The following is a 12,331-nucleotide window of genomic DNA, read 5'->3' as shown; positions in this document are numbered from 1 at the left end:
CTCACCTATACGGGGTCAAAAAAAAGGGCCACCAGTTAATCCGGTGGCCCTTGCAGATTCCAAAGAGGCGTTATCGTATCCGCTGGCCGTTGGCCGAGACCTGACCGTCGCCCGTTACCTCGATTTTCGAGGTCAGCGTATCGTCACCCTGACCGGGCACTGCAAACAGACCCATCATCATGCGCGCGCCCATTGCCTGGTCCTCCGGCAGGAGCCCCATGGCAACCAGCTTGTCCAGCAGGCCATTACCACCAACCAATTGCAGATCAATTGCGCCGGTGGGTGCGGGCACACCATCGAAAGTCTCAAGATCGCTATTGTCGAAGGTAAAGCCGCCGTTGCCCGTCAGTTCGGCGCCGGCAACACTGATCGTCAACGAATTGAGATCGAGCGCGTTCAGTTCGCCGGGCATGGTCTCGCCCACACCGGCGGCTTCCATCGCTTCGGTGTCCATCAGATCGACGAGAAGCTTTACCTTGCCGGTCAGATCCAGCGCAATCGTCGCCGGATCACGCGGCAATTGTGCGCCGGGATCGAAAATACCCCAGATCAGATCCGACATGGTGAAATCACCCATCGTCAGGCCAAAGGCAAAATCCTGTTCTTCTTCGCTGCTCGAAACCGGCATCAGCAAGTTGAATGCAGCTTTCTTCATCGCCATTTCAACCGGAAACGGCAATTCGCCACCCGCCATGCTGATCTGGTAATCCACTGCCTCACCAGAGTAGCTCAACCGCCCGGCATCCATCGCCACATCCAACGTTCCGCCGCCCGTCGCGCTGGTGCCCTGAACCGCCTGGCCATCTTCGGTAAAGCTGAACTCCGCCCCGCCCTGGCCAAAACCAAAAGTGCCGTCAAAGCCGAATCCAGCGTCCAGCATCTGGGCCATCTGGTTGGCATCCATATCCGTCGGGAAGCTGCCGCTACCGTCAAAGCCGATACTTTCGTAATTGCCGTTGATCTGCATCCGGCCCGACCCTTCGGGATCGGTAACATCCAGTTCGAACGCCACCGAACCCGAATTTACGCGCTGCGTCGTACTGCGCAAATCTCCAATCTTCATATTCGATGATCCGATGATATCGGAAACTGTCATGCTGGCGCTGCCCAACTCCACTGGCGTGCCTTCGACAACCAGTTCCGCCAGCGCGATCGTCATCTCTGCCACCGAGTAGTTGTAGGTCATGTCGTCCGGATCACCCGAGATGATCACCGAATAGCCAGACGTATTGTAATCAATTCTGGCATCGGCCGATTCACCCTCGGCCGGATCAAAGCTCAGCAACAGGGGCAGTTGCGACGGGATCGACATCGACACCGTACCGTCGCCATTGTCAGTAAAACTGAACTGGCTCAATGACATGGTCATTGAGCCTTGTTCTTCGGGTACGGCCACTGTCATTGTCAGATTGTCGACCGCCAGCGTATCTCCCGACGTGCTTTCGTCGGCCTGAACCTCATAGCCGAACCCGGCCATGTAATCCTTCCAGTCATTCCAGACCTGCTCGGGCGTTACATCGGCATATGCCACCGATCCCGACATGAAAATACCGATGGCTGCCGCCGACGTTGCGGCGGTGTTCCATTGCGCCATAATAAATCCTCTCGATTTGAAATTTGGCCCTAACTTCTGCCCAAGCGAAACCATGGTCAAGTGGTGATCTGACTGGACCATTAACACTCGGGCGGCTACCACTTCTCTATCCATAAAAGGGCAAGATTATGAACTTACAAGGCAAGACGGTGGTAATCACGGGTGCAAGTCGGGGCATCGGTGCTGCAACCGCGCATGAATTTGCCAGGGCGGGTGCCAATGTGGCCCTGCTGGCGCGTAATGCCGACGCCATTGGCGATCTGGCCGCGGAAATCGGCGAGCGGGCCATCGCTATCCCATGCGACGTCAGCCGTTATTGGGAGGTCGAGAAGGCAATTGAGGCGACCGTCAGCGAATTCGGCGGGCTTGATATCCTGATCGGCAACGCTGGCGCGTTAGAGCCTATTTCACACCTCTCAAAGGCCGACCCCGAGGCCTGGGGTCATATCATCGACATCAACCTCAAAGGCGTGTTCTACGGCATGCGTGCGGCCATGCCGGTGATGCAGGCGGCGGGCGGCGGCACTATCATCACCATCAGTTCGGGCGCCGCGCATAGCGCGCTTGAAGGCTGGAGCCATTATTGCGCTTCCAAGGCCGGGGCGGCGATGCTGACCATGTGCGCCGACAAGGAAGGCCGCGAACAGGGCTTACGTGTCATGGGTCTGTCGCCCGGTACCGTTGCAACGCAGATGCAGCGCGAAATCAAGGCAAGTGGCGTGAACCCTGTGGCGCAGTTGGACTGGTCCGATCATATCCCGCCGGACTGGCCTGCGAAAACACTTCTATGGATGTGCAGCCCCGAGGCGGATGACTTCATCGGTCAGGAAATTTCGCTGCGCAGCGACGATATCCGCAAACGTGTCGGCCTCGTATGATACAGCTTGAAAAAGACGATGATCTCTGGATTGTGACACTAAACCGCCCTGAAAAGGCCAATTCCTTAACCGAAGCGATGCTGACCGAGCTGGCCGAAATCGCCGAAGCGGCGCGGGAGGCCCGCGTGCTGATCCTGACCGGCGCGGGGCGCGCCTTCAGCGCCGGCATGGATCTTGAGGCGGCGAAATCCGGCCTGCCCACATCCCCGGTATGGGAACGGCTCTCGTCGGCCATCGCCGAGCTGCCGGGGCTTTCCATCGCGGCGTTGAATGGCACCGTGGCGGGTGGCGCGATGGGCATGGTGCTGGCCTGCGACCTGCGCCTTGCGGTGCCGGGCGCCAACGCGTTCTATCCGGTGATGAAGCTCGGCTTCCTGCCGCAGCCTTCTGATCCGGCCCGCCTTGTGCGCTTGGTCGGCCCCTCCCGCGCCAAAATGATCCTGATGGCGGGTCAGAAAATCTCGACCGACGATGCGCTTGCCTGGGGCCTTTTTGACCGCATCGTCGAACCCGGGAATCTGATGCAAACCGCTCGCGACATGACTGTCGATACGCTTACGGCGACACCCGAACATGTGGCCGGGATCAAAGGCCTCTGCCGCTGATGCCCCGCCTGTCCGGTATTAGGCTATCAGTCTATGATCCGGAGGTACTGGCGGATTTCTACAGGTCTCACCTTGGCATGACCGCGCGTGAAACCGCTGACGGGTGGCGTGTGGGATACGAGGGCATTGATGCTGATATCCTGCTGCGATCCGGTGGCGCTGCCTACAGCCCTGCCCGCAGTGATCGCTACTGGAAAATCGGTATCACCCTGCCCAATGTCGATATGGCCTTTGACCAGCTCAGCGCCGCAGGTTTTGACGTCAGCAAACCGCATCAGTTTCGCGACATCGGCTATATGTGTCATCTCAGCGACCCCGAGGGTTTTCAAATCGAGCTTCTGCAACATGAATTCGAGGGGAAACGCCCGCCGGGCGTCGGAAACCCGTCGCTGCCCCTCGGTGGCGGTGCGCGCATTGGTCAGATCACCTTGCGCAGCGGCGACATCGACGCGTCGCGCCGATCTTGCGAGGACCTTGGTATGCGGCTTTTGTCTGTTCAGCCGGTCACGGATTTCGGCTTCACCCTTTATTTCTGGGCGTTCACCGACGACATTCTGCCCGATCCGGACTTTGAGGCCATAGAAAACCGCAATTGGCTCTGGAAACGCGCCTACACGACGCTTGAAATTCAACATGTGGACGGTCTGACCCCAACCCGAAACCCCGGCTACGCGGGCATCGTCATCGAAGGCCCTGCAAATACCGAAACAGTTGAAAACAGTATCTAACTCACCCTGATCCAATTCATCATCCCCGACATCTGATGCGCGGGCATATGGCAATGGAACATCCAGTCACCGGGGTTTTCGGCAGCAAAGGCGATCTCTCGGGTTTCACCGGGATCGACCAACAGCGTATCGCGCCACGGCCCCAACACCCCACCCGGCAGCACCTCGCGGAAATGGGTGCCATGCAGATGCATCGCATGGGAAAAGGCCGTTCGGTTGGTCATCGGCACGCGAAGGGTTTCGCCCAGATCAGCCTCAATCAGCGGCGCATCCGGCACTCCGGCGATCCCGTTGAAGGCCCAGAACTGCCCTGCCTCGGCAAGCGCCCGCACATCCATTTTCGAACCCTGCCAGATCGCGCCATCAGGCAGGCCCCGCATCGCGCCGCCTTCGATCACCAGCGGGACTGTGGGTGCATCCTTCAAGGTTAGGTCCGGCATATTATTAGGCGGCAGCGGCGCGGGCACCTCACGCGTCGCGACCGCTGCCCCGTTCACGCGGTAAATTGCCATGGCAAAGGTTGCGTCACGCTCGACCGAGGCAATCAGCGCCTCCTCCCCGGCGGCGGCCGCGACGTCTACCAGCAAATCCACCCGTTGCGCCGGGGCGATCACAACCTCACTGACCTCAGCAACGTCAGCCAGCGGCATCCCATCCAGCGCTGCCTGCCAGACCCGCAACCCGTCAAAACGCAACCGGAATACCCGCGCCGTCGCGGTATTGACCAGCCGCAGCCGCAGCCGCGCGCCCGGGCGCAGCTCTCCTGTCAGCTCAGGTAGGCCATTGACCGTAATGTAGTTTCCCAGCCGACCCGCATGGGACATGTCATGGCGGTTATCAAACCCGGAATGGATCGCGGCGTTTTCCGTCATGCGCCAGTCATCCAGCACCAGCGTCGTGTCGTGATCCACCTCAGGCGGCGTGTCCTCCTCGACCACCAGCACCCCCGCCAGCCCGCGCGAAATCTGCTCAAGTGAGTTGGCATGCGGATGATACCAGTATGTGCCCGCATCGCGCAGTTTGAACCAGTAATCGAATTCTCCGCCCGGCGGCACGATACCTTGCGTCATCCCCGGCACCCCATCCATCGCGTTGGGCAGACGCAGCCCGTGCCAATGCACCGTCGTCCCCTGCGCCAATCCGTTTACCAACCGGGCCGAAAGCATTTCGCCCCGCCGATACCGCAACGCCGTCCCGGGAACCTGCCCGTTATAGGCCCAGACCGGCGTCGGCGCGTAATCCGCCGGGGCAAGCTGAAGCTCTGCCGGAGCGGCGGCCAATGTCACGCCATCATCCGCTCGCACCCCAGCGCATGATATCGCCAGCGGCGCCGCCGCCGCACCCCCTAAAAAGTAGCGCCTCTTGATCCGCATGCCATTTCCCCTGTGTCGGTCTCTAAACTGACACCAGACACCGCCCCGTCAAGCCCTACCGCTTGCGCCGCCGTCCCGGCGTCTTCGAATGAAACCCTGGCGGGCGCTTGCGCACCCACTTGATGAATTTCGCGATCCGAGGATGCGCCCGCAGCGCGTTGATCGTCGCATACTCGCGCGCCAGTTCTACCTCGGTCAACGTGGCGTGAATTTCATTGTGACAGATCTGGTGCAACAACACCGTCGGCCCGCCCTTACCACCTTTCAGTTTCGGCACAAGGTGATGATGGCTTTGGGGTGCCTCGGCGGGAATGGGCCGCTCACATAGCGGACATATCGGTGTTTCCGACGGTATGACTTGATCCTTTCGACCTTGCGGGGCATGAGAATGCCAGTGACGGCGCAAATGACAAGAGGTACGCGATGGATTGGGAAAACCAACCCGAGATCGTCCAGCAGGCCTATGGCTACGCCCTTCAGGGGTGGGAGTTGGCCCGCGAATGGCTGCTATCCCCCGCTGCCTGGTCACAATTCGCCCTGCTGGTGGTGGCATACCTTGCCGCCTGGATCGTCGCCCGCAAGCTCAAGCCTCTGTTGCGCGGCTGGCTCACCCCGCCTGAGAGTCAGGAACATGTGATCGCTCGCGCCCGGCGCTTTCTACTGCTGTTCGTGCCACTGATCCTTCCTCTTCTGGCCTATGGCCTGACCGGCATTGGCGAAAACATCACCCGGTCGGTCTTCGGTTCGGGCGAGGTGATCGCCTTCGGCAAGCGGATATTCCTGTTCCTTGCGGTGCGGATACTCGTCCACCGCATCCTACAGGACTCATTCCTCAAGCTGCTTGGCAAATATATCCTGATCCCGGTCGCTGCTATCTATGCTCTGGGCCTCCTGGACGAGCTTTCCGCCTGGTTAGAGTCTACTGTCGTACCGCTTGGCAACATGTCCTTCGACCTCCTGTGGCTGATCAAGGCGGTGATCGTCGGCGGCGTGATCTTCTGGGTGGGCCGCTGGTCAAATGAACAATCCGCCGGGTTCATCGAACAGCAAAAGGAAATGCGCCCCGCCACACGGCAACTGGCGGTCAAGGCCGCCGAAATCGCGATCTTCGGCGTGGCCTTCCTTGTGCTGATGAACATCCTCGGCATCTCGCTTACCTCGCTGGCCGTGCTGGGTGGCGCCATTGGCGTTGGTTTGGGTTTCGGCCTGCAAAAGATCGCCGCCAATTTCATCTCGGGTGTCATCCTGCTGCTCGAAGGTCAGGCCACCGTTGGCGACTATGTCGAACTTGACGGCGGCGAGGCCGGGACCATCGTCAAGACTACCGCCCGCGCGATGATACTGGAGACTTTCGATGGCCGCTGGATCGTGGTTCCGAACGAGGATTTCATCACCACCCGCGTGGTCAACTATTCCGATGCGGGCAGCGCCAACCGCTACGAGGCGCCGTTTTCGGTCAGCTACGACACCGATATCAATCTGGTGCCCAAAATTGTTGAACAGGCGGTCTCGAAGCTTGATTTCGTCCTGCAGGAGCCTGACGGGCCCGATTGTGAGCTGCGCGCCTTTGCCGATAGCGGTGTCGAATTCGCCGTTGAATTCTGGGTCAACGGCATCGATGACGGCAAGAACAAGTTCACCCCTCAGGTGCTTTTCACAATCTGGAACGCACTGAAAGAGCATGACATCGAAATCCCCTATCCGCAGCGCGTCCTGCACCATAAGGGCCTTCCCCCAGGCGCATGACAGATGCGCTCGTCATCGGTTCCGGACCCGCAGGCCTGATGGCAGCGCAGGAACTGGCTAGCGCCGGACGCCGTGTGATGGTGACCGAGGCCAAACCGTCGGTGGCCCGCAAGCTTCTGATGGCAGGGAAATCCGGCTTGAACCTTACCAAAGACGAGCCGTTGGATAACTTTTTGGCGGCCTACGGAACGGATGAAAAGCGCCTCCGGCCGATGCTGTCTGCTTTTGGTCCGGGACAGGTGAAAGAATGGGCAATTGGGCTGGAACAGAGCCTTTTTACAGGCTCAACCGGTCGCGTCTTTCCGAATGCGATGAAAGCCTCTCCGCTGCTGCGCGCCTGGCTCGGACAGCTCGCCGCGCAAGGGGTGGAAATCCGCACGCGCTGGCGCTGGCTAGGGTGGGACGGGGATGCGGTTCTGTTTGCAACACCTGCCGGGGCGCAACGTCTTGCCCCCAAGGTAACCGTGCTGGCCTGCGGCGGCGCCAGTTGGGCGCGACTGGGGTCTGACGGGACGTGGACAGGTCATTTTCAGGACACCGATTTGGCACCTTTCAAACCTGCTAATATCGGTTTTGCCGTAAGCTGGTCCGAGCACATGCACCGCCATTTTGGCGCCCCGGTCAAAGGCATCGCCCTGCATGCTGGCGACAGCCAGTCGCGTGGTGAATTCGTGATCTCGGAAACCGGTATAGAAGGCGGCGGTATCTACGCGGTTTCACGCGCCATGCGCGAGGGTGCACCGCTCAGGCTCGATCTGATGCCCGACCTGACCCATGATCAGATCGGTAGCCGCCTTACCCGGCCACGCGGTAAGGCCAGCCTTACCAATCACCTGCGCAAAACCCTGCGCCTTGACCCGGTCAAGATCACCCTGCTGATGGAATTCGCCCACCCGTTACCGGATGATCTTGTGCCGTTGATCAAGTCGCTGCCGGTCCGCCACCAAGGGCCGCAGCCATTGGATCAAGCTATCTCAACCGCCGGAGGCCTCAGTTTCGGCGCACTTGATCCGTCCCTCATGCTCCGCGCCCGTCCGGGCACTTTCGCTGCCGGTGAGATGCTGGATTGGGAGGCTCCTACTGGTGGTTATCTTCTTACCGCCTGCCTCGCCACGGGCCGTTGGGCGGGCCGACACGCCGCAGCATTTGACCTTATCTGAAACACCCGTGGACAAGCGGATACATGCAAGAGCGCTTAAACGGGTACAAACCCGGGTGACGCTCAACATCCTGACAGCTATTGTCACCGTACTGCGGCATTATCGAAGCACAGAAACCCATAAAAAACCGAGAGCCTCAAATGTCAAAAACCGGATCATGCCTCTGCGGCGCCGTCAAATACACCGTCACGTCAGACATCACCGAAGCCGGAGCCTGCCATTGCGGCATGTGCCGAAAATGGTCGGGCGGCATCAACATCGCCGTCGAGGCCAAACCGGATCAGGTGACCTTTGAGGGTGCCGATAACATCACCACCTACGCTTCGTCCGAATGGGGTGAGCGCTGTTTTTGCAGCACCTGCGGCAGTTCGCTTTATTTCCGCATCACAATGCCCGGACCCCATTATGGAACTTACTTTTTCGGCATGGGCACCATCGACGACCCTAGTGGCGTGACCGTAACGCAGGAGATTTTCACGGACAAAAAGCCGGAGGGTTACGCCTTTGCCGGCGACCTGACCGGCATGACCGAGGCTGAGTTCATGGCGATGTATGGAGGTGGCGAGTAACGGCTCTTATCTCGCGGCCATCATCGCCAACCGGATCAGTGTGCGCTCGACCAATGCCATCGCAGGCGCATGCTGACCCGCCGACCGCAACTGCAAATCGGTGTCCGTCAGCAGGGTCAGGGCCTGTTCCAACCGAACAACCCCCCATTTCTGCGCTTGCCGCAGCATCCGGTCCCGCCGGGGACCAAAAATCGGTGGACGCATCCGGGCAATACCTTGCGCGGCGCCGCCGGGATCAGAGGCTGCGGTATAGAGTGCGCGGAAGTGCCTTGTCGCCCCGATGCAAAGGCCCACCGGCTGAATACCTTGAGCCTTCAATTTCTTCATCACCGGACCAATTTCGCCCGACCGGGCCTCGGCCACAATGTTGAGCACGTCATCCAGCGCAGCCTCGGTCGATGTCGGGGCGCAGGCGGTTATATCAGCAGCGCTGACCGGTGCGTCATCGCCCAGTTTATAAAGCGCCAGTTTCTCCATTGTTTGGCGGAAATCACCCGGATCCAGATCACGCGACAGAGTGGTCAGATCGGCCATCGCGTCATTGCCGACACCGGTCAGCCCGGCCTTGGCAAGCGTCGCTTCTATCTCAGCCCGCGACGGTGGTTCGTCGTAAATCCCGGCGGCATAGGCATTCTTATGGGTCTCAAACAGCTTGCGCAGTTTCGAGCTGGCCTTGAGCTGACCCGCTGTCACAATCACCTGCGCATCACCTTCGGCCCAATCCGCCAGTGCATCGGTGACAATGGGGGCCATCGCATCGGTGGCGTCTTCAACAAACACCACCCTCTGTCCTGGAAAAAAGCCCTGCGCCTTGATCGCATCCTGCAACACCGCCGGATCCTTGCGCAGATCACCCGCCGGGATACGGGACAGGCGCATTTCTTCTTCGCCAGCCGGGCCGATCAATGCGGCAATCACTTCCTGCCGCTTCAGCGCCACCCGCATCGCGTCAGCGCCATAAATCAGCAAGCCGGTGCGCTGCGGCTCAGGCCGGGCGAAGTACCCGGGTGCGTCACGGGTCGAAAGCTTCATCCGCGCCCCGCGCCGATATGCGCCAAATTAGTGTCAGATGACAACATTCACGATACGCCCCGGCACCACGATGACCTTCTTCGGCTGGCCGCCCTCCAGCGCCTTTTGAACGACGTCCGTGGCCAGCGCGGTTTTTTCAACCTCGGCCTTGTCCATATCGGGCGGCACACTGATCTCTGCCCGGCGTTTGCCGTTGATCTGGATCGGCAGGGTAACGGATTGATCGACCAGCATCGCCTCATCCGCCTTGGGCCAAGGCGCGTTCGCGATCAGACCTTCGCCACCCTGATGCGCCCATATATCCTCGGCCAGATGCGGTGTCATCGGGGACATAAGCTGCGCCAGCGTCATGATCGCCTGCTTTTGCACCGCCTTGCCCGCCTTTGATTTCGACAACACGTTGGTGAAGGCATAAAGTCTTGCAATCGCTGCATTAAATCCGAAACTTTCGACACCCAGCGTCACGTCGCGGATGGTTTTATGCATCTCGCGCAGCAGATCCTCATTGCCATCGCCGGGTGCGTCGGCGTCCATCGCGCCAATCCGATCACAGAGGTTCCAGACGCGTGAAAGATGCTTATAGGCCGCCTCGGCGCCGCTTGCGGTCCATTCGACATCGCGCTCGGGCGGGCTGTCGCTGAGGACAAACCAGCGCGCGGTATCGGCGCCGTAAGCGCTGATGATGTTCACCGGATCGACCACGTTTTTCTTGGATTTCGACATCTTGGCCGAGGGGATGACTTCGATATCAGACCCCATCAACGGCAGGCCGGATGAATCTAGCAGCACATTCCCAGACTCATCCGCCAGTTCTCGCTTCAGATAAGCTTTCCCGTCACGAATTTCGACCTCTTCCGGCAAGTGATAGACCGGGCGGCCCTTGCCATCGCGGGTCTGGTAGATTTCATGCGTGACCATGCCCTGCGTGAAAAGCGCATTGAAGGGCTCGATTGCGCGAGCAGGCAGATGCCCTGTCAGATTCATCGCGCGGGCAAAGAAACGGCTATAGAGCAGGTGCAGAATGGCGTGTTCGATGCCGCCGATATACTGATCGACATTCATCCAGTAGTCGGCCTCGGCCATGTCTGTCGGTGTCTCGGCGCGGGGCGCGGTGAAGCGGGCGAAATACCATGAACTATCGACGAACGTGTCCATTGTGTCGGTCTCGCGTTTCGCCGGGTTGCCGCATTTCGGGCAGGAACAGTTCCGCCATGTAGGATGGCGATCCAGCGGGTTGCCGGGGATGTCAAACGTCACATCATCGGGCAGCTGGACGGGCAGGTTTTCCTTCTTCTCGGGCACCACGCCGCAGTCATCGCAATGCACGACTGGGATTGGGCAACCCCAATAGCGTTGCCGCGAAAGCCCCCAGTCGCGCAGGCGGTATTTGACCTGACCCTTGCCCAGATCGTTGGCTTCGAAATAGTCGATGGTGGCGTCGATGCCGTCCTGGCTGGTTGCCTCGGCAATGCCCGCGAAATGGTCGATATAGACAACCTTTTCGGACTTCGCGGGCACCAGCGCGTCGTTTACAACCTCGACCTCATCGCCCGGCATGTAGAACGCATTACGCACCTCCAGCCCGTATTTGCGGGCGAAATCGAGGTCGCGCTGGTCGTGTGCCGGGCAGCCGAACACCGCGCCGGTGCCGTAATCCATCAGGACGAAATTGCCGACCCAGACGGGTAACTGAATGTCCGGGTAGATCGGGTGCCGGACGGTGATGCCGGTATCAATACCCTTCTTCTCGGCCTTTTCCATCGCCGCTTCGGTGGTGTCCATCTTGCGGGTCTCGGCGATGAACGCGGCCAGTTCGGCATTGCCCCCGGCCAGTTCACGCGACAGAGGATGCTCGGGTGAAATGGCAATAAAGCTGGCGCCGCGCATCGTGTCGGGCCGTGTCGAATAGCACAGCACCGGGTCACCGCCATCGGTGCGATGAAACGGAATTTCGATGCCGCGCGATTTACCGATCCAGTTTTCCTGCATCAGCCGCACCTTGGCGGGCCAGTTATCAAGACCGTCCAGCGCCTCGAGCAGCTCTTCGGAAAAGTCACTGATCTTGAAGAACCACTGCGTCAGCTCGCGCCGCTCGACCTCGGCGCCCGACCGCCAGCCCTTGCCGTCGATCACCTGCTCATTGGCCAGCACCGTCATATCGACCGGGTCCCAGTTCACCACGGCGTTCTTGCGATAGACCAGACCTTTTTCGAGCATGTCGAGGAAAAGCGCCTGTTGCTGGCCATAATATTCCGGATCGCAGGTGGCAAACTCGCGCGACCAGTCGATGGAAAGGCCAAGCGGCTTCATCTGAGCGCGCATGTCGTCGATATTCTGATAGGTCCAGTCCTTGGGGTGACCGCCGATCGCCATGGCGGCATTTTCGGCGGGCATGCCAAAGGCGTCCCACCCCATCGGGTGCAGCACGTTATGGCCGGTTGCCAGCTTGTAGCGCGCGATCACATCGCCCATCGTATAGTTGCGCACATGGCCCATATGGATGCGCCCCGACGGGTAGGGGAACATCTCAAGCACGTAGTATTTCGGCTTGTCATCGGTATGGGTGGCCCGGAAGATACCGGCCTTGTCCCAGGCTTCTTGCCATTTTGCTTCGATCTCGGCGGCGGAATAGCGCGACATGCGGGT

The 12,331-nt window shown here is 59.9% G+C and carries 11 protein-coding genes; 6 read left to right on the top strand and 5 right to left on the bottom strand.

What is annotated here, in order from left to right:
• Positions 1–70 precede the first annotated feature (70 nt).
• A complete protein-coding gene (locus LC334_RS09330) occupies positions 71–1,594 on the bottom strand; it encodes a DUF2125 domain-containing protein (protein ID WP_085800391.1) in 1,524 nt (507 codons plus the stop codon).
• Positions 1,595–1,722: 128 nt separating this feature from the next.
• On the opposite strand from LC334_RS09330, the gene LC334_RS09325 reads away from it, so the two are divergent.
• From LC334_RS09325 to LC334_RS09315, 3 genes are read left to right on the top strand one after another with little or no spacing between them, the layout of a single operon-like run.
• Complete coding sequence (locus LC334_RS09325; RefSeq protein ID WP_085800392.1) at positions 1,723–2,472, top strand: SDR family oxidoreductase; 750 nt, start codon at positions 1,723–1,725, stop codon at positions 2,470–2,472.
• Complete coding sequence (locus LC334_RS09320) at positions 2,469–3,077, top strand: enoyl-CoA hydratase/isomerase family protein (RefSeq protein ID WP_085800393.1); 609 nt, start codon at positions 2,469–2,471, stop codon at positions 3,075–3,077. The genes LC334_RS09325 and LC334_RS09320 overlap by 4 nt, the downstream gene beginning before the upstream one ends.
• Positions 3,077–3,805, top strand: a complete 729-nt coding sequence (locus tag LC334_RS09315) for a VOC family protein (RefSeq protein ID WP_085800394.1) — start codon at positions 3,077–3,079, stop codon at positions 3,803–3,805. The genes LC334_RS09320 and LC334_RS09315 overlap by 1 nt, the downstream gene beginning before the upstream one ends.
• On the opposite strand, the gene LC334_RS09310 is transcribed toward LC334_RS09315, so the two are convergent.
• Positions 3,802–5,178 (bottom strand): multicopper oxidase family protein, encoded by a 1,377-nt coding sequence (locus tag LC334_RS09310; protein WP_085800395.1) that lies wholly within the window; start codon positions 5,176–5,178, stop codon positions 3,802–3,804. The two genes, LC334_RS09315 and LC334_RS09310, sit on opposite strands and share 4 nt — an antisense overlap.
• Before the next feature lie 55 nt (positions 5,179–5,233).
• Entirely contained in the window at positions 5,234–5,533 is a 300-nt protein-coding gene (locus tag LC334_RS09305; RefSeq protein ID WP_085800429.1) for an HNH endonuclease, read from the bottom strand.
• A gap of 68 nt (positions 5,534–5,601) precedes the next feature.
• On the opposite strand from LC334_RS09305, the gene LC334_RS09300 reads away from it, so the two are divergent.
• The 3 genes from LC334_RS09300 (at position 5,602) to LC334_RS09290 (ending at position 8,653) form a co-directional block, all read left to right on the top strand.
• Entirely contained in the window at positions 5,602–6,924 is a 1,323-nt protein-coding gene (locus LC334_RS09300) for a mechanosensitive ion channel family protein (RefSeq protein WP_085800396.1), read from the top strand.
• Positions 6,921–8,084: a TIGR03862 family flavoprotein gene (locus LC334_RS09295; RefSeq protein WP_085800397.1), complete on the top strand. Its 1,164-nt coding sequence runs from the start codon at positions 6,921–6,923 to the stop codon at positions 8,082–8,084. Before LC334_RS09300 ends, LC334_RS09295 begins: the two co-directional genes overlap by 4 nt.
• Before the next feature lie 140 nt (positions 8,085–8,224).
• Complete coding sequence (locus tag LC334_RS09290) at positions 8,225–8,653, top strand: GFA family protein (RefSeq protein ID WP_085800398.1); 429 nt, start codon at positions 8,225–8,227, stop codon at positions 8,651–8,653.
• Between the two features lie 6 nt (positions 8,654–8,659).
• Here the strand turns inward: LC334_RS09290 and holA are convergent, their stop codons facing one another.
• Positions 8,660–9,685, bottom strand: a complete 1,026-nt coding sequence (gene holA / locus LC334_RS09285) for a DNA polymerase III subunit delta (protein ID WP_085800399.1) — start codon at positions 9,683–9,685, stop codon at positions 8,660–8,662.
• Positions 9,686–9,718: 33 nt separating this feature from the next.
• On the bottom strand, positions 9,719–12,325 hold the full coding sequence (gene leuS / locus LC334_RS09280) for a leucine--tRNA ligase (protein ID WP_085800400.1): 2,607 nt from the start codon (positions 12,323–12,325) through the stop codon (positions 9,719–9,721).
• Positions 12,326–12,331: the final 6 nt, after the last annotated feature.

This window comes from Roseovarius aestuarii, from assembly GCF_019966515.1.
GTDB lineage: Bacteria > Pseudomonadota > Alphaproteobacteria > Rhodobacterales > Rhodobacteraceae > Roseovarius > Roseovarius aestuarii.
The sequence above is the reverse complement of the archived record's forward strand: the minus strand, read 5'-3'. Positions and strand labels throughout refer to the sequence as shown.